17 protein-coding genes and 1 pseudogene are annotated in these 20134 nt (G+C 58.9%); 6 read left to right on the top strand and 12 right to left on the bottom strand.

The window, feature by feature from the left end; all coding sequences use genetic code 11:
• Positions 1–5 precede the first annotated feature (5 nt).
• Both AC1Z24_RS30690 and argH read right to left on the bottom strand, forming a co-directional pair.
• Positions 6–884, bottom strand: coding sequence for an amino acid ABC transporter permease (locus AC1Z24_RS30690; protein WP_483743969.1), 879 nt, complete (start codon positions 882–884; stop codon positions 6–8).
• A 54-nt stretch (positions 885–938) separates the two neighbouring features.
• Complete coding sequence (gene argH, locus AC1Z24_RS30685) at positions 939–2366, bottom strand: argininosuccinate lyase (protein WP_483743968.1); 1428 nt, start codon at positions 2364–2366, stop codon at positions 939–941.
• Positions 2367–2633: 267 nt separating this feature from the next.
• Between argH and AC1Z24_RS30680 the strand changes: the two genes are divergently transcribed.
• Positions 2634–3599, top strand: coding sequence for a LysR family transcriptional regulator (locus AC1Z24_RS30680; RefSeq protein ID WP_483743967.1), 966 nt, complete (start codon positions 2634–2636; stop codon positions 3597–3599).
• A gap of 140 nt (positions 3600–3739) precedes the next feature.
• On the opposite strand, the gene AC1Z24_RS30675 is transcribed toward AC1Z24_RS30680, so the two are convergent.
• Positions 3740–4432 (bottom strand): HAD-IA family hydrolase, encoded by a 693-nt coding sequence (locus AC1Z24_RS30675; RefSeq protein ID WP_259111098.1) that lies wholly within the window; start codon positions 4430–4432, stop codon positions 3740–3742.
• Positions 4433–4723: 291 nt separating this feature from the next.
• Between AC1Z24_RS30675 and AC1Z24_RS30670 the strand changes: the two genes are divergently transcribed.
• A complete protein-coding gene (locus tag AC1Z24_RS30670; protein WP_483743966.1) occupies positions 4724–6235 on the top strand; it encodes a YdgA family protein in 1512 nt (503 codons plus the stop codon).
• Between the two features lie 106 nt (positions 6236–6341).
• Here AC1Z24_RS30670 and cysC read toward each other — a convergent pair whose 3' ends face one another.
• The 3 genes from cysC to AC1Z24_RS30655 form a co-directional block, all read right to left on the bottom strand.
• A complete protein-coding gene (cysC, locus tag AC1Z24_RS30665; protein ID WP_483743965.1) occupies positions 6342–7001 on the bottom strand; it encodes an adenylyl-sulfate kinase in 660 nt (219 codons plus the stop codon).
• A complete protein-coding gene (locus AC1Z24_RS30660; RefSeq protein ID WP_259111095.1) occupies positions 6994–7689 on the bottom strand; it encodes a sulfotransferase family protein in 696 nt (231 codons plus the stop codon). Before AC1Z24_RS30660 ends, cysC begins: the two co-directional genes overlap by 8 nt.
• Positions 7690–8196: 507 nt before the next feature.
• Positions 8197–8451 carry a hypothetical protein gene (locus tag AC1Z24_RS30655; protein ID WP_483743964.1) on the bottom strand — a complete coding sequence of 85 codons (255 nt, stop codon included), beginning with the start codon at positions 8449–8451 and terminating at the stop codon, positions 8197–8199.
• 291 nt (positions 8452–8742) lie between these two features.
• On the opposite strand from AC1Z24_RS30655, the gene AC1Z24_RS30650 reads away from it, so the two are divergent.
• From AC1Z24_RS30650 to AC1Z24_RS30635, 4 genes are all read left to right on the top strand, one after another.
• Positions 8743–9177, top strand: coding sequence for a DcrB-related protein (locus tag AC1Z24_RS30650; protein ID WP_483743963.1), 435 nt, complete (start codon positions 8743–8745; stop codon positions 9175–9177).
• 24 nt (positions 9178–9201) lie between these two features.
• On the top strand, positions 9202–10473 hold the full coding sequence (locus AC1Z24_RS30645) for a PAAR domain-containing protein (RefSeq protein ID WP_483743962.1): 1272 nt from the start codon (positions 9202–9204) through the stop codon (positions 10471–10473).
• A gap of 8 nt (positions 10474–10481) precedes the next feature.
• Entirely contained in the window at positions 10482–10745 is a 264-nt protein-coding gene (locus AC1Z24_RS30640; RefSeq protein WP_483743961.1) for a hypothetical protein, read from the top strand.
• Between the two features lie 77 nt (positions 10746–10822).
• Complete coding sequence (locus AC1Z24_RS30635) at positions 10823–11248, top strand: GTP pyrophosphokinase (protein ID WP_483743960.1); 426 nt, start codon at positions 10823–10825, stop codon at positions 11246–11248.
• 31 nt (positions 11249–11279) lie between these two features.
• On the opposite strand, the gene AC1Z24_RS30630 is transcribed toward AC1Z24_RS30635, so the two are convergent.
• From AC1Z24_RS30630 to AC1Z24_RS30605, 6 genes and pseudogenes are all read right to left on the bottom strand, one after another.
• Positions 11280–11855 carry a hypothetical protein gene (locus AC1Z24_RS30630; RefSeq protein WP_483743959.1) on the bottom strand — a complete coding sequence of 192 codons (576 nt, stop codon included), beginning with the start codon at positions 11853–11855 and terminating at the stop codon, positions 11280–11282.
• 253 nt (positions 11856–12108) lie between these two features.
• Positions 12109–12448 (bottom strand): annotated as a pseudogene (locus tag AC1Z24_RS30625) (RHS repeat-associated core domain-containing protein); the annotation flags it as partial.
• 143 nt (positions 12449–12591) lie between these two features.
• The gene (locus tag AC1Z24_RS30620) at positions 12592–13203 is read right to left on the bottom strand and encodes a hypothetical protein (RefSeq protein ID WP_483743958.1); all 612 of its coding nucleotides are present in this window, start codon (positions 13201–13203) and stop codon (positions 12592–12594) included.
• Between the two features lie 10 nt (positions 13204–13213).
• Positions 13214–17623 carry an RHS repeat-associated core domain-containing protein gene (locus AC1Z24_RS30615; RefSeq protein ID WP_483743957.1) on the bottom strand — a complete coding sequence of 1470 codons (4410 nt, stop codon included), beginning with the start codon at positions 17621–17623 and terminating at the stop codon, positions 13214–13216.
• Positions 17624–17650: 27 nt separating this feature from the next.
• Complete coding sequence (locus AC1Z24_RS30610; RefSeq protein ID WP_483743956.1) at positions 17651–18076, bottom strand: DcrB-related protein; 426 nt, start codon at positions 18074–18076, stop codon at positions 17651–17653.
• Between the two features lie 15 nt (positions 18077–18091).
• On the bottom strand, positions 18092–20026 hold the full coding sequence (locus tag AC1Z24_RS30605) for a type VI secretion system Vgr family protein (protein ID WP_483743955.1): 1935 nt from the start codon (positions 20024–20026) through the stop codon (positions 18092–18094).
• Positions 20027–20134: the final 108 nt, after the last annotated feature.

Below are 20134 nucleotides of genomic sequence, written 5' to 3'. Positions count from 1 at the left end.
CCGTCTTACGAGCGCTTGCCGGCGCCGCGCGCAAAACGCAGCTCCAGACGGCTCTGACCGAATGAAAGAACGGTGACCACGGCCAGGTACCAGATACCGGCGACGATCAGCAGCTCCATCACGCGGGCGTTGGCGTAGTAAATGTTCTGGGCGTTGTGAAGCAGCTCGGAGTACTGGATGACACTGGCCAGGCTGGTCATCTTCACCATGCTGATGAATTCGTTGCCTACCGGCGGCAGGATCACCCGCATGGCCTGGGGCAGGATGATGCGGCGCAGGGCCTGCAGGCGCGGCATGCCGATGGACTTGGCCGCTTCATACTGGCCGGTATCCACCGACAGCAGGCCGGCGCGCACCACTTCGGCGGTGTAGGCGCCCTGGTTGATGCTCAGGCCCAGCAGCGCAGCAACGAAGGGCGTCATCATGCTCACCGTATCGAACTGCAGCATGCCGGGAATGCCGATCACCGGGAAGATCAGCGCCAGGTTGAACCACAGCAGCAGTTGCAGGATCAGCGGCGTGCCGCGAAACAGCCAGGTGTAGGTGATGGCTACATAGCGCAGGATCGGGTTCTGCGACATGCGCATGATCGCTGCAATAACCCCGATCACTACACCCAAGGCCATGGCCAGGATCGACATGATGATGGTGTTGGCCAGGCCCCAGAGGATCGCCTGGGAGGTCAGGAATTCACCGATATACGACCACTCGATCTGCCCTTTGGCAAAGGCCCGGGCCAGGCCGAACAGGGCGATGACGATCAGGGTCGCGAAAAAAATCCGGCCGTAGTAACGACGCGGGACATGCTCGTACTGAGTGATATCGAACTGATCCTCAGTCTTTTTGCGTGCTTGCTGCAAACGCGCGGTTTCGTTTTGGTTCATGGGGTTCTCATCAAGCAAAAATAAAAGACACGCTCGGCCTCGAGGCTCCCACAGTCAGATCCGGAAACCTGAATAGGCCTCGGTCCACTGCTGCTGCCCGTCCAGCGCGGTCTTGAGCCTTTGCAACTGCTCGCGCACCCGCTCCGGGGCCGTGCCGCCGCGTCCGCTGCGGGCGGCGATGGCGGCTTCCAGGGTCAGGCAGTCGCGCACTTCGGGGGTCAGACGTTCGTCGACTTCGGCAAGCATGGCCGGGGTGACCTCCCACAGCTCCAGCTGATGCTGCTCACACAACTGCACCAGGGCGCCGGTGATCTCGTGGGCGACCTTGAACGGCACGCCACGCAGCGACAGCCAGTCCGCTACTTCGGTGGCCAGGGTGAAGCCCAGAGGCGCCTGACGGCGCAGCTCATCGACCTGGACCTGCATGGTCGCGACCATCCCGGCCATGGCGGGGAGCACCAGCAGCAGGGTGTCCACGGTGTCGAGGACGTGATGCTTGTCTTCGCTGAGGTCGCGGTTATACGACAGCGGCAGGGATTTGAGGGTCGAGAGCAAGCCGGTCAGATTGCCGATCAGGCGACCCGCCTTGCCCCGCGCCAGCTCGGCAATGTCCGGATTCTTCTTCTGCGGCATGATCGAGCTGCCGGTGGCGTAGCCGTCGTCCAGTTGCACCCAGCGAAACTGCCGCGAAGACCACAGGCAAAACTCTTCCGCCAGGCGGGAAATATTCACCCCCAGCATGCTCGCGGCAAACAGGAACTCAGCGACATGATCGCGGCTGGCTACGGCATCGATAGAGTTCTCGCAAGTACCGTCGTAGCCCATTTCCCTGGCCGACAATTCCGGCTGGCGGGCAATGGCGGAACCGGCCATGGCCGCAGCACCCAGCGGTGACAGCGCCGTGCGCGCATCCCAGTCGACCAGGCGCTGCACGTCACGCAGCATGGCCTGGGAGTGCGCCAGCAAGTGGTGGGCGAAGACGATGGGTTGAGCCTGCTGCAAATGCGTGAAGCCGGGGCAGATGCTCTCGATATGCTGCTCGGCCTGCATCACCAGGGCCTGTTGCAGGTTCAGTACTTCGCTGGCAATCAGGCGGGCATGGTCACGCAGGAACAGGCGCAGGTCGTTGGCGGTCTGGTCGTTGCGTGAACGCCCGGCGCGCAGCTTGCCACCCAGGGCGCCAAGGCGTTCGGTCAGCACGCGCTCGATAAAGGTATGCACATCTTCGTCGCCCGGCACGGGCTGCAGGCGGCCTTCGCGAAAGTCGTTACCGATGCCGTCCAGCGCTTCGAGCATGGCCTGGGTTTCTGCTTCGTCGAGCAGACCGGCGCGCTGCAATTCACGGGCATGGGCACGGGAGCCAGCGAGGTCGTAGGGCGTCAGGCGGAAGTAATCGTCTGGGCAACGCGACAACGCCGCCAGCGCTTTGGCCGGGCCGCTCTTGAAGCGTGCACCCCAGAGGCGATCGGTAGATTCGGACATTGCAGGTTCCTCTTTCGAAAACACGAATAAATAACAACAGGCCATGGCGGGTATGGCGTTGCCGGTTTCGGAGGGCAGTTGCGAAGGTTCAGGTCCTGATCGATATGTCAGGTTTTAATCTGCTTTACATCGGCGCTGTTCACGCTGATCGGAGAAGTCGATTCAAGGTTGCCAATGGCCATTATCTATGTTCATTATTGCGGCTCGGCTATGTTCTTGTTGTAGGTCAAAGCCTGTTGAATATGGCGAACGAGGTCAATCAGTTTTATGGAAACCCCACTTTCCACTTCTGGAAACTTGCCGCCCCGGCCGGCAAGTCGACCTCCGTTATCGCTCAGCGGGCTGGATTTCAAATTGCTGCGGGTGTTCAAGGCGGTGGTCGAAGCCGGTGGTTTCAGTGCCGCGCAAAACGAGCTGAATGTAGGCCTTGCAGCGATCAGCAAGCAGATTTCCGACCTGGAAATCCGTATCGGCATGCGCCTGTGTACGCGGGGCCGGGAGGGCTTTTGCCTGACCGAGGAAGGCAAACTGGTCTATCAGGCGTCAATTGATTTATTTGCCTCGGTGGACAGTTTTCGTGATCGGCTTAGTTCGGCACAAAACGAACTGATCGGTGATTTGAATATTGGCGTGATTGATAACACCCTGTCCGATGTTCATTCACCGCTTATTGCCGCACTGCGCAAGTTACATGATGAAGCGCCGAAAGTAAGACTGCGCCTGCATGCGGCGCAACTGGATGAAATTGAACGCGGCGTGGTGGAAGGGCGTTTGATTGTCGGCATCGTGCCGGTGTATCAGCGTCGTGAAGAGTTTGATTATTTCCCGTTGTATGAAGAACGATCCCTGGTGTACTGCGCCCGTGGTCATGGGTTATTTGACGTCGCTGCCGATCAGATCGATGGTGAAGTATTACGTCAGTACGAAGTGATCAATCACCGCTACGCCATTCACAACGACAAGGCCCAGTTCGTCAATTACAGCAGCCAGGCGCCTGCGGCTTCCCAGGTCGAGGCGGTGGCCATGCTGATCCTGACCGGACGCTTTATCGGCTTCCTGCCAGAGCACTACGCTGCGCCCCTGATCAGCAACGGCACCTTGCGCGCGCTGTGCCCGCAGACCATCAGCATCAGCACATCCTTGAGCCTGATCCTGCGCCACAACACCCCGCGCAGCCCTCAGGTCAAAGCCTTCGCGGCGGCGTTGGGGGTGGACCTGAAGGCCATCGCCTGAATTGGAATGATCTCTGTGGGACCGGCTTTAGCCGGGAAGGCGGTGTAACAGACAATAAAAATATATCGTTCCTGCCTGCGTCTTCCCGGCTAAAGCCGGTCCCACATCGGTAGTGTTTTTTCCACGTGATGGCGTGCCGCCTACGCCTTCATCCCCGGCAACCCCCAGGCCTGCAACGGAAAATCAGCCAGCGATCCCAGCACCAGATCCGCATGCTCGTACTGCTCAAGCGGCATATGCGAGTCCGGCACCGCCACGGCATACATCCCGGCAGCCTTGGCGGCGGTGACGCCGAAAGGCGAATCTTCGAAGACCAGGCAATCAGCGGGATCAACGCCGAGCTTGCTCGCCGCAACCAGGAAGATATCCGGCGCTGGTTTGGCCGCGCCGACTTCAGGGTGATCCGCCGTGACCACGGTTTCGAACAGTTCGAACCAGGCCTGATGGCGCTCGGTCTTGGCGTGGAAGTAATGGATCGACGAACTGGTGCCGACGGCGATGGGGATGCCACTGGCCGCCAGATGCCGTACCAGTGCTTCAGCGCCAGGCATCGGCAGGGCGAGGGGGAAGCGCTCGTCGAGCATGGGCTGGCGCACTTCGAGGAACTCGTCCACCGAGAGCGGTAGCTCCAGGGCATTGATCACGTATTCAGAGAAATCCCGGGCACCACGGCCGATGGTGTTCTGCTTGAGCGCCCAATCGAAGCTCTTGCCGTAGCGTTTTGCAATCAAATCGGTGACTTCGGTGTAGACACCCTCGGTGTCCAGCAGCAAGCCATCCATATCGAAAATCACCGCTTTGACCGGACCACGCGGGTTTTGCTGTGCGCTCATTATCGAAAATCTCGTGTTGTTTTTTGAAATAGGTCTCAGCCTACAACTTGCATAAAGAAAATGGCTAGCAACTATCCCTTCGTCGCCGCACGAAATGCCATCGCGCAGGTCACAGCTTCCGGAAAAAAGCGCAGTACGCCACACAACGGGCACAAGGCTGGGTGATGGCAAGCCCCAAGTGATAACCTCTCCCCCGATTTGCGGCAGCCCTACGGTTGCCCGGTCACCCCGGCCCACCGAGGGATCAGGGAAGAGTTTCCATCCAACATACGGACACGGTCGAGTTAACACATGAGCAAAACAGCAGGCATCGTAGTAGGCGTCATCGTCGTTGCAGGGGCATTGGCCACTGGCGGAGCGTGGTACACGGGCACACGCCTTGAAGGTGTGCTGCGAGACTCGATCGACAAGACCAACGCACAGATCAATGGCTCTCTGGGCCGCGATAACAAGATGAGCGTCGAGCTGACCTCGCTTGAGCGCGGCACCTTCAGTAGCGTTGCCCACTACAGCCTGAAGATTCATGACGAGAACCTGTCCGAAGGCAACAAAGACGTCGTCTTCCAGTTCGTCGATCATATTGAACACGGGCCGATTCCTTTCTCTCGCCTGAAGAAGCTGAACCTGGTGCCGGTCATGGCCCTGAGCCGGTTCGAGCTGGAAAAAACCGAGATGACCGAGAAGTGGTACGCCGTGACCAAGGGTGTAGCGCCACTGCACGGTGACGTTGTCGTCGGCTACGACCGCGCGGTCGCCGGTAACCTGCAACTGACACCATTGGAGATCAAGGACGCGGGCAACACCGTGAACTTCTCCGGCCTGAATCTCAACTTCGAAGGCACCGCTGAAGCCGAGAAAATCAAGGCTGTCGGCAATCTGGACAACCTGGTGCTGGATATCATCGGCGAAGATCAGCCGATGAAAATCGAATTCAAAGGCATGACCTTCGACACCGGCGGCACCAAGGGTAAATCCGGGTTCTACCTGGGCCACACCAACGTCAAATTCGACAACCTGTCGGTGGAAGCCGCCGGTACGCCGCCTGTTGTCCTCAAGAACTTCGCCAACACCAACCTGATGCAGGAAGAAGGCGGCAATCTGGCCGGGCAGATCAACTACGACATCGGCATGATCAGCTTCAACGGCAATGATATCGGTTCGGCTTCGATGGCCTGGAAGTTCAGCAACTTCGATGTCACCGCAACTCAGGCGCTGTACCAGCTGTACCAGACCAAGATCATGCCTCAACAACAGGCCGCAGCCCTGGCCGAACGCCCATTCGAGCTGAACCTGAGCAAGGCCGATCAGGACTGGCTCAACGCCGAGCTGGAAAAACTCCTGGCCGGCAAGCCTCACGTCGAACTGAGCAAGCTGGGCCTCAAGACCGCCAACGGCGAAAGCCATATGAGCCTGGCTGTCGACCTGGCCGATCCGGGCAAGCTGGATCAACAGGAAAGCTCGGCTGACCTGGGCAAGAACGCCATCTCGCAACTGGACGCCAAACTGGTCCTGTCCAAGCCGATGATGAAAGACCTGTCGATCCTGCAAGCCAAGTTCACCCTGGGTGACCAGCTCGATGCCAAGACCATGAACGAACAGGGCGATGCCGCAGCCGACATGGTCGCTGGCATGGCAACCGCCCTGCAGATCGCCAAGGTCGAAGGCGACAACGTGGTTTCCAGCCTGCATTACGCCGCGAACATTGTGGACTTCAACGGCGAGAAAATGCCGCTTGAGCAGTTCATCAACAATGTGACCAGCAAGGTTGGGCAGTTGGGTGGTAGTGGGGAGGCGGCGGAGTAAGAAGGTTTCTGTTGGAGCGAGGCTTGCCCGCGAAAAATGCGTCGGATGTTCCGGCCTCTTCGCGGGCAAGCCTCGCTCCCACAATCAGATATTCGTTGATCCTTGCTTAAACCCCGCTGATAAACCTCATCGCATCGCGCACCACCATCTGCTCGCGCATCCCGCCCATCTGCTGAACCACCAACTGCTCGATCAGGCGGCTGCCGTCGTCGTGGCTGGTATCGATGCTGTATTCCGGATTCAGCGGCGCTTCGTAAGGGCTATCGATACCCGTGAAGTTCTTGATCCGCCCCTCGCGGACGGCGCGGTACAGACCCTTGGCGTCGCGGCGGGCGCATTCGCTCAAGGGCGTGTTGACGTGGATCTCGATGAACTGATCGTCATTCAGATGCTGCCTGACGGGATCACGGTCGGCGCGAAAGGGCGAGATGGCCGAAACGATCACAATCAGCCCGGCATCGACCATCAACTTCGCGACTTCGGCAATGCGCCGGATGTTCTCGTGACGGTCGCCATCGCTCATGCCCAGGTCCTGGCAGAGCCCCTGGCGCAGGTGATCGCCGTCGAGCATGTAACTGTGCAGGCCGCTGGCTTGCAGAGACTGATCCAGACGATTGCCCAGGGTGGATTTGCCCGCGCCGGACAGCCCGGTCAACCATATACAGCAGGCGCGCTGTTGTTTCATGCCTTCGCGCTGGCTGCGCTCGACCATCATGACAGGCGCTATAAGGGTCGGGCGCCGTTCCGGGAGTTTGATATCAGTCATAGGCGAATAACTCGTAGTCTCGTGCATAGACATCCCGGACACGACGGCGCACGGCCGCGCTGGAGAACGAAGCCGGGTCGTGGGTCGGTGCCGGTGAACGGTTGATGTGGGGCAGTTCGGCCTTGACGTGCAGGTGCTCGCACAAGGTGCGGAAGTCGGCGTCGAGGTTTTCCTGGCGGCCGATGAAGTCAACTTCAATGCTGCCCATGGCGTTTTGCAGGAAGTAATACTGTGGCGCGAAGTGAATCTGTTTAGTCAGGTTTTCCGGGTGCAGCCAGTTATCGATAAAGGCATTGAAACTTGGGTACTTACTCACCAGTTCGTAGGCGGCCTTGTCACGAGTTTGCGGGTTCTGCAACAAGTAACTGTAAGCCGACCAGGCCCGCTGTAGCGGGTCGCGGACAAAGCCGAATTTGAAGTAGTGCTGATAACGATCGTTGAACTGCTTCTCGTACCAATACAGTGGCATGTGCCCGGTCGGCGTACTGCCGAACAGCGCTGTTGCCACGCTACTGCCCGCGCACTTGGGGACGTGGATAAACACGCACTCCAGGTGGTCAAAGGCCGCAGGGAAGCGGTTTCTGCCGGACAGCGTCTTGTTCACGACCTGCCGATCAATGACGGGAAGACGCTCAAGCAATAATTCACGCTGCGTCTTTGGAAGCAACTTCCAGAGTAAGCGATTCATCGGAGTGGCCTGTAGCGGGTGTGGAATAAGATCGAGAGCCTACGCCCTGAAATTAGTGGAGTGACAATCTTTTCATTAAATTTACGTTGGCTTGCCTAACGTAAACTTATGTTCATGTTTGTACGCGGTTAGTTACAGATGCTGTCATATCGCCGTCACTGTAATTGTATAAGGCTGGTACAGGATGGCCATCATCTTATTAAAGAAAGGCAAGGGTCGATTAAGGTGCTTTATATAGGTCGTTCAGTTGGTTGTGAGCGCCATTCAGGTGGCCGCATCCCACGGCACCACTTTTTGACAGGCACAAAAAAACCCGCCGAAGCGGGTTTTTCTCAAGACCATCCCGACATCCTGTCAGAAAGCCGTCCCGGCCATGGTCGATCGTCCCTGATCCTGATGCGCTCCCTGTGCATCAGTCGTTGGATCCAATCTTACTCAAGCCTTGTCGGACATGACAGGGTGAAATGCCGCGATGGCATGTAAGCCTTTCGCTATGGCTGCATCACTTCAGGGGCGATTGCCTACGTACATGGCTGCCTGATCCAGCACGTCATCCAGCAAATCTTCCTCGTCATTCGAGAAATCTTCGTTATGACCTTCATTACGGAACTCGGACAGGCCCTTGGCCGCCCGATTCAGGTCCCCGGTTTCCCGGATTTCGTCGGCTACTTTCTGCAACAGCCCCGCAGGCCCTTGCTTGCCGTCTTGTTTCAGCAAATCGATCAATGCTTCCAGAGCGGTCAACAACTCTTTCTGTGCCATACCGCGTGACTCCTTCGTCGATTACCTTGCCCGAGGGCAACTGATTCGCCCGCGCTGCGCATCATGCCCGATTGACTGCTTGAGTTGATAAATAAGTGTGACCCCGCTGCGGACATTTCGCTCACATCTGAACCGATTTACCCGATTCAGTGTCTCAAAGGCCTGCATGTTGACCCCTGATTGTGGCAAAAGCGAGACGCAGCCCATGCCCTGAGCACCCCGTCGTTGCTTGTTGCGACACGTTGCTCGAAAATTTCGCGCGTCACTCATCTCTATGGAAAGCGAAGCACTGTGGCCCAATACCGAATCCAGGAAGCCGATCTCGATATCCCTGATGCCTGGCAGGATCAGAGCATCAATATCTTCAAGCTGCCTGCGACCGGCAGTGCCAAGGAAGCCAGCTTTGTGATCAGTCGCGATGCCAGTCGTGGCACTACGCTATTTGCCGATTACATCGCCACGCAACTGGATAACGCCGGGCGTCAGTTGCCGGGCTTCCAGCTGATCAAACGCTGGGACTTTGTGCTCCACGGGCATACCGCGACATTGCTCGATTACACCTGGCAACGAGAAGGCCGCGAGCTGATGCTGCGCCAGGTATTTGTCGAGCGTCAGCCAGCGGTGCTGATCACCACTCTGACCACCACCACCGCCGATATTCCGTTCCACGAACCTGCCTGGAAACAGGCCATGCAAAGCCTGGTACCGCAACCTCCCGTCGCCTGATTACCGCTCGGATAAATACAGCTCATGGATCTTCAGGCAGCGGCCCGTCTTGGCGATGAAATAGCCCACGGCTTCGGCGTGGCAGCGATGGTGGCTGGCGCGGTGGCCGGAGCCTTGATCGGTGCGGCTGTAGTGGCTGCGACGGTTGCCACTGGTGGCGTAGCGCTGGCGATCATGGCCGGCTCAATTGCCGCAGGCGGTCTGTCGATGTTCCAGATCATCAAGGGTCTGAGCACCATATTCAGTCTTCCCGAACCCACCACGGGTGTACTGATAAGAGGCAGCTTCGACGTCTATATCAACAGCCGCAATGCCATGCGCGCCGGGGCGGACATCTCGGCAGCGTGCAGCGGCCTGCCACTGAACCATCCGATGTGGCCGTTCCCGGTGTTGATCGCCGAAGGTAGCGCCACCGTCTATATCAATGGCAAGCCTGCCGCGCGCCTGCACAGCAAGATGGTCTGCGGCGCCCATATCAAGACCGGTAGCCCGAATACTTTTATCGGCGGGCCGACCCTCGCCGTGGCCTTTGTGCTGGACATCGAGGGGTGGCTGCATACCGGCCTGGAAGCCCTGGGCCTGCTGGCGGCGGGTGGTGCGCTAGTATTGGCGGCCATGGCCGGGGCGGCGGCGCTGCTGTCGGCCCTGGCGATCGGCGTTGCCACCATGGCAGGCATGGCGCTGTTGGGCGACCTGGGTGACCGGCTGGGGCCGGGCTATCGCGACCTGCTGCAAGGCGTGGCGGGCATGGCGTTGCTGGGGATGGGGCCGAAGCTGGCGAAGTTGGGTAATGCCGCCGAGGTCCCGGTACCGAAATTCAAACCGGGCGTCACCGAGGCTGACATTCTGGCCATGCCCAAGGCTTCGCGACCCGATGCTGCCGAGTATCTTGAACCGGCCTATGTATCGGACCATCTCGCACAATTCGACAAAGGTGCCTCTCGGTTCATGACCAAGGCTAATCTCGATAAGTACGGAATAGGTCAGCGCGATGGCACGTCTTTCATCGTGCCCAAGCATGAAGCGGATCAACTTTTGGCCAGGACCAACGGCGACAAGCGCGCCTTGGAAAAAGCCCTGGGCCTGCCGGACAATGCTCTGGAAACCTCTACATTGGTACGTATCGACATACCGGCCCCACGTGATTTGAACCTGCGCATTCCTTCTGGCAGAGAAGCGGGCGCCAACGAATTCTGGATACCTGGCGGTAAACTCCCCGACGGTAGCAGCGAGGCGGTGATTGATGCAGGGGCCATCAACCCGTCACAGTTCAGCTGGAACCCATTGGTCTTTTAGAGGCAGACATGAAATTCAATGACGTATTCGTAAGCCGCGAGCATATGTTCTCCATTGGTATAGAGGAGACGTCGGGCAAGTTTTATGTCTCGATACCCGTAAGCAATGGCATGGTTGACTATGAGGAGTATTACGAAATTGACCGCGCTACCTTTGAGCTTTTTCAGCGAGATTTGACGATTGCCCTGGAGTTTGTAGAGCGCTGCAGAAGGAGAGAGCTTGACCAGTTGCTTATCGTCCAGCCGGGGACCAATCGTGGTACGGCAATTTAACTGCTGCGTACCGCTTTGATCGTGGCAGACAAACTCGCCGACCCGGACTTCGTGCCCGCCAATGCCTTAGGTGTTTAATGAATATTCTTGATGCTGCCGTTGCCCTCGCTTGCCGCGTTCATGCCGGGCAAGTGGATAAGTCCGGCAAGCCTTACATCCTGCATCCGCTGCGTCTGATGCTGAAATTTGATCAAACAGACGAACAAATCGTCAGCGTCTTGCACGATGTAGTGGAAGACGGTGATGTCACCCTCGACGATCTGCGTGCGCTGGGTATTTCCGAGGCGGCCGTGGCGGCGATTGATTGCCTGTCAAAACGTGATGGCGAGTCGTACGAGGACTTTATCGAGCGCATCAGGCCCAACGCCTTGGCCCGCAAGGTCAAGATCGAAGACATCAAGGACAACCTCGATCTGACCCGTCTTGCCGAGATTCAGGACAAGGACCTGCAGCGGGCGGCGAAGTATCATCGGGCGTTGAGGTATTTGACTGCTGCCGGATGAATCGCTATTGCTGACGCACGGATCACCAGACTCAAGCCGTTTCAATACCCTGTGATGCTTGAGCATCTATACCGTTCAGGCCATAGGCTTGGCAGTCGCGCAAGAATTGCTCTGATACGTAAAGGCGTAACTGGCTCTCTTCGAGCATGAATATATAGGCGTCTTTGACCGCTTCTCGTCGCAAGACGGGCCGGTAAAGTATGCGCGCGCCGTTTTCCAGGTCCCTGTATCTGGACTTTTCCCAGATGACTGCACCGGCCAGTACCGTGGTGACATGGAATCCAAAAAAGCCAGGAGTCGCTGCGCTGGTTACGACAAACTGACCATGGCCGTTGAGCGCCGACTCCATACATTCCTTTGCTTTCGCCGAAAAGATCATCAGCGAATACGAACCCATGGGCACGATGTCTCCCGGTCCTTTTTTGCGCTTTTCGTCAGGGTTCAGGATGAGGTTGAGGGGCACGAGCCGCGTATCAAGGCTTTTGCCAAAGCTACCTGCCAGCAAAGGCGCGTAACTGTCTTCCCAGTCCAGGGCGGGATTCTGGGAGTCGGCAAAAACAAAGCTGCGTAGTTTTTCGTCACCGGCGGGCTGAAAAATGTGGGGCACGATATCACCTAGTTAATTACGGTCGACCACGATGAAGTTCGGGGCGCAGTGCCCAACTCAAGTTTCAGCTGTTTGAGCTCACTGAGTACGCCCTGTTTCCCACCCGCGAGATCTGCATCAATTATTCGGTTGTTCACTGCGTCAAAGTACGTGTTTGGATGTTTCCCGTTGTGCAGGATCCAGGCAGGTTGTCAGTGTTTTTTCTATTTGGCAGCCATACGCCATTTTCGGCAGAGTCTACGTCGATCTTGTGCTTCTTCAATATTTGCCGGGCCACATCGGCTCTTGCTGAGGTATCTCCGACGATGTGGTGGGCGGCTGAGTTTTTGGGTCGGTTTTTCAAGTTTCGACCCAGTCTTTGCGAGCACCACCCCCACGGATCCACCCACCCAATCGGATTCGGCGCATACGCATACAGATTGATCCCGCCCGCCAACCCTATCGGGTCCGGGGTGGTGAAGCGGCCGATATCCGGGTCGTAGAAGCGGAAGGTGTTGAAGCGCAGGCCCGTTTCCCGGTCCAGATATTGGCCTTGAAGGCGCAGGTTCTGTTCTTCGATGAATAGGCTTCGCGTACTCCAGAGTATTGCCCCAGAAGGTTTCGCATTGGTCCCCAAGATCGAAGACATCGAGGACAATCTCGACCTGACGCACCTTGCCGAGGTCTAGGACAAGGACCTGCAGCGGGCGGCGAAGTGTCATCTAGCGCTGGCTTATCTGAGTGTGAGTCCTTGAGTTCAGGCCTGGTGTTTGTAAGGAACAAATCTGCGGTCGACGCTATAGAAACCCAGGCCTTTATCACCTTTGAATCCTGCGATGATGATTTTATCTGCGAGGGTTTGAGAGATCAGCAAATCATGGGACAGCGTATCTCTGGCTACCGTGGGAACCTGCGCTTCGTTGTCTGTGAAGTAAATTTTATTAAAGTAGATGATATCTCCCTCTTCATCCCGTTCGGCGTCAGAGCGCTGCTGATCCACGACACTTGCCTTGGTGATGGCATTTAAAACAAAAAAAGTTTCAGCGACATCAGACCCGGCGGCAAGGATGGCTTTTGGCCGAATCAACTCAAGCTCCTGTGCTGCCTGCTCTTGAAGGAAGCTAGCAAGCCTTGCGCTGATTAGAGGGGCCCCGCCCAGTAACCACAGGCAGTCGAGGCTGGAGAGTTTACTGGCCGGGCAGTTAAAGAAAATGCTCGGTTTATCCATGCTTGCTGGATAGCGCTCGCCCGCTGACAACGACAAATAGTTGAAATTGGAACCTCGGGTTTCATACGAGCCTTTTTCAACATCGTAAGAGCCGATCAGGTTCTCGTTGTAGTCGATGGGTGCCTTCCAGCTTAAAATCATTTCTGTTCCTCTAGTCATAATAAGCCCCCGGTCGGGCTGTCTTATTAAGCTGCCTTTCACCTGAGCGCAGCAGCTGACGCTCATTGGATATTATCTTGTCCAGAGATTGTCGGTATTGCTGCTGGTTCCAGTTTTTGGCCTGACCCATACGCTGTGCAGCGGACATTTTTTCAGACAGGTTCTCGCTCACCCTACCCACGTGCCGCCCTTCATGAATGGATCTGCGTGAATCAACCATCGATTGCGCCTTGTTGGGCAGGAAGATTTTGTTCTGCCTGCTTTGCAGATCGAAGCCCGCCAGTTTCAGCAGCGGATGATTTTTAGTGCTGGCATGCTTGTCACTGATGATGTGATGGTCCTGATAGCCTTTGCCGCGCATGCTCTTGATGCGGCGGTTGATCGAAGAGCTGCAACTCCACCCCCACGGATCCACCCACCCAATCGGATTCGGCGCATACGTATACAAATTTATCCCGCCCGCCAGCCCTATCGGGTCCGGGGTGGTGAAGCGGCCGATATCCGGGTCGTAGAAGCGGAAGGTGTTGAAGTGCAGGCCCGTTTCCCGGTCCAGGTATTGGCCCTGAAAGCGCAGGTTCTGGTCTTCGATGAAATAGGCTTCGCGTACCTCTTCCAGAGTATTGCCCCAGACCTGATAGCGCGCCTGCCAGACGGTGTGGCCGTCGCTTTCGGTGAGTTGTGCGGGCAGGCCGTTGAGGTCGTTGTGGTAGTAGCGAATCTTCTGCTGATCGCCAATGCCGTCGACCCGGGCCAGGGGCTCGTAGTTGTCGTCGGCGTAGAGATACAGGCTGGTTTGGCTGTGGCGGTGTTCCTGCAACAGGCGCAGGCCGTCCCAGGTGAAACGGGTTTCGCCGAGCAGCAGGCCGTTGGCGTCGTATTCGGCCTTGGCGACGCGCCGCCCCAGCGGGTCGTAGGTCATGCGTACGCTGTGGCCGTTCTGATTGCGTACTTCCTTGAGCCGGTGTTCGGCGTCATAGCTGAAATGCTGCAGACCGTGACGGCTGCTGCGTTTTTCGCTCATCCGGCCAAAGCCGTCGTACTCATAGCGTTTGTCCTGCCAGGTCAGCAGGCGGTTGTGCAGCACGCGCCCGGCGCCCAGCGCCGGGCCGTCGAGCAGGTTGGCGGCGGCATCATAGATGAAGGTTTCGCTGTGGCCGGTCAAGCCGTCCAGGCTGGCGATGATGCGACCGGTGGCGTCGTAGCCCATGACCTGACGGCGGTCGTGGGGCGCGCGGTTCTGGCGTTGCAGGCGGGCGATGAGGTTGTCGGCCGGGTCGTATTCGTAATCGCTCTGGGCCTGGGCTGGAAGGGTAGCCGGTTGCCCGATGGGACGGCAAAGACGGGCGCGCAGGCGGCCGCTGCGGTCGTATTGGCTGCGGGTGCCGAGTCGGCCCTGAGTGCGCAGCACTTCGCGATGCAGGCGGTCGCGTTCGAAGTCGCTGATGACCTGGCCGTCGAGATTGATCTGGTGCAGATGGCCGCTGCCGTAATACAGCCGATTCAGCCAGCGGCTATCGGGCAACTGAGTCTGAATCAGATTGCCCAGTTCGTCATAATGGTGGGCCAGGCTGCCCGAAGCGCTTTGTTCCTCACGCAACTGGCCAAGGGCGTCGTAGACAAAGCCCAGTTGCTGCTGTTGACCGTCAGGGGCGATAAAGACCGCTGCGGTCAGTTGGTCCAGCGGGTCGAGTTGGAAATCAGTGCGGCCGTCACCGGTGATTTTGGCCTGCAGCCGACCGACAGCATCGCGCTCCAGCTCATGCACGATAGGGGCGGTAGCTTTGGCATCGGGGGCGGGCAGATGCTCGACCCGTATCACGCCGCCCAGCGGGTCATAGCCATAGTGCCTGGCGCTGCCATCCAGGTCCTGCTGTTCGATCAACTGGTCTGCGACGTCCCAGACGAAGCAATACTGTTCGTTGTTCTCGTTGCTCAAGGCCTGCAAGCGGCCGTAGGCGTCGTAGCTGAATTGCACCTGCCGACCCTGGGCATCGATGCGCTGACGCACCTGGCCGCGGTGGTCGTAGTGATAACCGGTGGTTTGCCCGGCGGGGTCGGTGTAGCCGGTCAGCAGACCGCTGTGATCGCGCTGATAGTGCTCGCTGCGGCCATCGGGCAATTGCCGATACAGCAGGCGGCCCTGAGCGTCGTGCTCATATCGGGTACGTTCGCCCAGAGCGTCGGTGACCACCTGCAAATAACCGTGATGGTCATAGCCGAAGCGCGTCGGGTAGCCCGAACAGTCGAGATGTTCGACCAATTGGCCAGCGTCGTTCCACTTCAGGTGATTACTTTTGCCGCTGGCGTCGATGATCTCCACGACCTGGCCGTGGGCGTCGTAGCGATAGCGGGTGATCTGGCCAAGAGGATCGGTTTCCCTGGTGCAGTTGCCACGCGTGTCGTAGCGGTACTGCCAGCTGTTGCCAGCGGCGTCGGTCTCCATCAAGGGCAGTGCCCAGTGCTCTAGCCACAGGGTCGATTCACGGCGACCCAGCGGGTCAACGGTCTCGCTCAGGTTGCCCGCCTCGTCGTAGGCGAGGGTGTATTGTCCGCCCTGAGGGTCAGTGCTGCCGAGCAATTGGCGTTCGTCGTTCCAGACGAACTGCCAGGTCTGCCCGAGGTTATCGCGGTATTCGGTGATCTGATGCTGTGCATCCCAGCGCCGCGAGCTGAGCCGTTTCAGGCCGTCGGTGATCCACGTAATGCCAGCCTCGAGGTCATAGTCGAAAACGTACTCTTCGCCGTCATCGGTCCAGTGACGGACGACACGCCATTCGAGATTCTCGACCAGTGCCCAGGCATAGAAGCAGCGCAGCCCCGTGGGGAGTTGATGCTCGACCATGCGCCGCCCATGATCATAGGCAAAACGCCGCTGTACCTGACCGCTGGCATCCGCAACCTGGGCCAGATCGCCAACGGCATCGTAGTGATAGCTGCTCAGGACTTCGCGCAGGCCATCGGCATACAGGCGTTCGATACGTTCGACCCGGTTCGGCCAGCGGGCGCTATAGAGCAACTCGGCCTGCACGCTATCGAAGGTGTCACGCAGGCGCAGCAGGCGACCGGTGTCGTCATAATCGAGGTAGATGCGGTTATCGTTGCGATCGCCCAACTGGCTCAGGCGCAACAGCGACGGGTCCAGCGGGCTGACGTCGAACAAGCGATACAGGCCGTCATCGCTCTCGATTAACAGCTGGCCATTGCCGTGACGGCGCACGCTCAGGCCTTCACCTGCACTGAATACGGCGCCTCCCAAAGGGATCGCGCCCATATCGATACGCCGTGCCTGTTCGTCGATATAGATCAGTGATTCGCCGCCCTCGGCATGGGGCCGGATCAGCACCTGCACTTCGTAAGCCACGCTCCAGCCCGCGCCGAACAGCCCGTCCGTGCGTTCGTCACGGCTGTTGTAGAAGCGTTGCCATTCGATGGGCATTACGCCGGGCAGGACGAAATCCAGTTCATCACCGCCACCCAGCACCTTGGCGCCGGTCGCGGCGTGCACCGGGTTGGGCGAGCCGACAATGGCTTGGGTCAGCGCGCCCGTCGCCTGGCCTACGACAAAACCATTCACCATCCCCAGCAGCATGCACGGCAGGTTGGCGATGAATTTGCCTTTGTTGCCTTTGAGCATCATCAGCGCGCTGATTGCCAGGCCCACGCCGGGTGTCTTGCCGCTGCGAATCTCGCGCACCACCACTTTGCCGCCGCCGATGGTCACATCCGGCGAGATCAGCCCTGACGACACCACTTTCGCTTCGCACGTACTGCGGTCGCCGCTGCGCACTGCGGGCTGGCCATTGATTGCGACTTTTTCCGAGCCTTCGGCAAGAAACTGCGGCGGCATCGGCGGGTGTTTCAGGCAGGTGACCAGATCCAGCGGCTTGGGCACGCTGCCCGGCGCCGGTGAGGCTACGGTAGGGCGCCACATCTGGGCGAAAAAACCCTTGGCCATGTCGAGATAGCCGGGTTCTTGCTGTTCGCTCGGCGCAGGTTCCACCGAGTCGTGCGCAGCGGCTGCAGCAGGCGGCGCAGTTCCCGCCGCTCGCGCTGCCGGCGTGGAGTTGATCAGGGTGTCGGTGGAGCCAGTCAGGATCGTTGCCTGTACCGTCGGCGGAAACAGGCCATTGGCTATGTCCTCGCACATCTGGCTCAAGCCCTTGTCGGCGCCGGTCTTGCTCATGACCACACCGACGATCAGGCCGACTACCGCGCCCAGCACACAGGCACCCAGGCCGCCGGTGGCAACCGTGATACCCGTTGCGGCGACCACGGCCATGGTCGCCAGCGTGCCAATGGCCACGTTGGCCGCCACTTCGAGTACGCCGCCGAGGATGTCGGCCATCATCGAGGTGTGTTCGAGCCCGTCGCCCAGGCGGGCGGCCCAGAGTGCGTCAGACACGCGTGGCGCTCATCAGCCGGATGCCCGTCACGCGAGGGTCAGAGTCTGTTTGAGCGTGGCCCAATGAGCGCTTTCGAGATCGCCCAAGGGGTGCGCCTTCACATAACTCAGGGCCAGCATCGTGCGGGTGCCGGGCAAGATAAAGGCCAGCTGAAACTGGAAGACATTCTCCGAGCCTTTGCTGAACTGGCTGCGCAATTCGATGGCCTCGATCGCCTGATCGGCGCCAAGGCGAACGTCCTGGCGGGGTTGATAACGCAAGGCCTGGACTTGCTGCTCCAGACGCTTGATTTGCGCGTCGAAGTTGCTGTGCAGGGTTTCACCGTCCGCCAGCTGGCTGCGGCTGATGATCAGCGAAGTACCCAGAGCCGCGAACTTGAGAATGTTGATCGAGGCGTCCTGCAGTTCGCTGTCGGGCAACTGCAATTGCAGTTCGTTGATACGGTAAGTCATGGTGCTGGCGTCTCGTTACTGGGGCTTGGGAAAGGCGGCGGCGACGCTGGCATCAATGCTTGCCTTGACGCCCTGGCCTTCAGGCGTGGCATCCGGACCGTTGCCGTTGTTCAGATGGAGTACGCCGCCGGTGTTGAACTGCGCGTCACCACTGGCATAGAAGCTGATCTGCACACCGCTCAGATTGATCTGGCCGCTGGCGTTAAGCTCCAGCACGCTCTGCCCACAGACCAGGCGCAGGTTCTCGCCGACTTCGATCAGGTAGCTCTGGCTGATGCTGTCGGTCTTGCTTTTGCCGACCGCCAGCACGTCCTCCATCTTGACCACGCGCACCCGGCTGTTGCCGATGGTGACCCGTTCGTCATGGCCCACGTTTTTGCTGCGGTCATGCCCCACCGAATGGCTTTCATCGACCTCGACCACGATGTCCTGATTGCGCTCGGCGTGGATATACAGCTGCTCGACGCCCTTCTTGTCTTCCATGCGAATCTCGTTGAAATTCGCCGGGCTGCCGCCTTTGCTCGAACGGCTCTTCATGCCGCTCTGGGTCGCATTGGCAGGCAGGTCGTAGGGCACGGTCTGCTCGGCGTTGTAGACCCTGCCGGTGATGATCGGCCGGTCGGGGTCGCCTTCGAGGAAGCTGACAATGACTTCCTGGCCGATACGCGGAATCTGCATCGAGCCCCAGTTCTTGCCCGCCCAGGCCTGTGACACGCGAATCCAGCACGAGCTGTTTTCATTGGACTGGTCGTGACGATCCCAATGGAAATGCACCTTCACCCGGCCAAATTGATCGGTCCATATTTCCTCGCCTTTAGGGCCTACGACCAACGCGGTCTGCGGGCCCTGAACGATGGGCCGTGAAGTGTTGGGCTGAGGGCGGAAGCTTTGTTGCGCGTCGATGCAACTGAGCTGGCTGTTGAATTGCGCGCCGCTGCCAACGTCACCGGTTTCCAGGGACTCCTGAGTGAGGCTGTAGTCGGCACGCACGATCAGGTATTCGCGGTTCTGATCCTCGCGGCCGAAGCCGGTCATGCTGAACAGATGCCCGGCACCGATGCCCCGGGCATTCCCGCTCAGGGCGACGCGTTCGTGTTCGCTGTGCAGGGCTTCGATGCGGGTGCGGGCGTAGTGTTCGCCGTCTTTGTCCTGCACGTAGGTGCCGGGGTAATCGTAGAGCGGATAGTCCGCCGCGCTGTGCGGGCGCGGGATGGCCGAACGCACATTGATCTGCGCCGACGGGCGCTGGAAGTCGTAGTCATTGAGCTCAAGCGAGCCGGGCAACACCTGCTGGGCCAACTGCCAGTTATCGATATGGTCGCGCTCGCGTTGTTGCTCGTCCGGCGGAAAATACGGCACCGAGGCATAGCCGGGGGCGCTGTGATGGGCGCCGTAGGCATCGGCCAGCACCAGTACGTGGCGATCCTGCTCATGGCGGAAGTAGTAGTAGATGCCCTCCTGCTCCATCAGGCGGCTGACGAAGGCGAAGCTGGTCTCGCGATACTGCACGCAGTATTCCCACTCGCGATACGGGCGGCTCAGGGACTCTTCGAAGTCAGAGAAGCCCAGGTCACGGAATACCTGCTTGATGATCTGCGGAATGGTCAGGTTCTGGAAAATCCGGCAATCGGAGGTGCGGCTCAGCAGCCATAGCCATGGCCGCAGCGTTGCCTGATAACTGGCGAACTGACCGCGATTGACGCCCTGGCTGCAGCGGGCGACCAGGCCATGAAAATAACGCTCACTGCCATCGGCCAGCTTCAGCGACAGGCTCATGGGTTTGCCCAGCAACTGATTGAGATCGATGGCGCCATCGGCGGACGTCAGTTGCAGGTCGTACTCGTACAATCGCCCCAGCTCGTCGTGGCCGGTCATGGATTTGAGCAGCAGAACATCCGGGCCCAGGGGGCTGGTTATCTTGGTCTGGCGGGTGGATTGGGTGAAGGCCATGGGGGGTTCTCATTATTTCAATTGTGGGAGCGTGGCTTGCCCGCGAAAAGGGCGGCGCGGTAATTCAGATCCATCGCGTCATCGTTCTTCGCGGGCAAGTCGGATCGC

It is taken from the genome of Pseudomonas sp. JL23 (genome assembly GCF_056933585.1).
This window is presented reverse-complemented; position numbering and strand designations above follow the sequence as displayed.

Coding starts and splice junctions, on each gene's coding strand:
- AC1Z24_RS30690 (WP_483743969.1), bottom strand. CDS start 884: ATGAACCAAAACGAAACCGCGCGTTTGCAGCAAGCACGCAAAAAGACT.
- argH (WP_483743968.1), bottom strand. CDS start 2,366: ATGTCCGAATCTACCGATCGCCTCTGGGGTGCACGCTTCAAGAGCGGC.
- AC1Z24_RS30680 (WP_483743967.1), top strand. CDS start 2,634: ATGGAAACCCCACTTTCCACTTCTGGAAACTTGCCGCCCCGGCCGGCA.
- AC1Z24_RS30675 (WP_259111098.1), bottom strand. CDS start 4,432: ATGAGCGCACAGCAAAACCCGCGTGGTCCGGTCAAAGCGGTGATTTTC.
- AC1Z24_RS30670 (WP_483743966.1), top strand. CDS start 4,724: ATGAGCAAAACAGCAGGCATCGTAGTAGGCGTCATCGTCGTTGCAGGG.
- cysC (WP_483743965.1), bottom strand. CDS start 7,001: ATGACTGATATCAAACTCCCGGAACGGCGCCCGACCCTTATAGCGCCT.
- AC1Z24_RS30660 (WP_259111095.1), bottom strand. CDS start 7,689: ATGAATCGCTTACTCTGGAAGTTGCTTCCAAAGACGCAGCGTGAATTA.
- AC1Z24_RS30655 (WP_483743964.1), bottom strand. CDS start 8,451: ATGGCACAGAAAGAGTTGTTGACCGCTCTGGAAGCATTGATCGATTTG.
- AC1Z24_RS30645 (WP_483743962.1), top strand. CDS start 9,202: ATGGATCTTCAGGCAGCGGCCCGTCTTGGCGATGAAATAGCCCACGGC.
- AC1Z24_RS30640 (WP_483743961.1), top strand. CDS start 10,482: ATGAAATTCAATGACGTATTCGTAAGCCGCGAGCATATGTTCTCCATT.
- AC1Z24_RS30635 (WP_483743960.1), top strand. CDS start 10,823: ATGAATATTCTTGATGCTGCCGTTGCCCTCGCTTGCCGCGTTCATGCC.
- AC1Z24_RS30620 (WP_483743958.1), bottom strand. CDS start 13,203: ATGATTTTAAGCTGGAAGGCACCCATCGACTACAACGAGAACCTGATC.
- AC1Z24_RS30610 (WP_483743956.1), bottom strand. CDS start 18,076: ATGACTTACCGTATCAACGAACTGCAATTGCAGTTGCCCGACAGCGAA.
- AC1Z24_RS30605 (WP_483743955.1), bottom strand. CDS start 20,026: ATGGCCTTCACCCAATCCACCCGCCAGACCAAGATAACCAGCCCCCTG.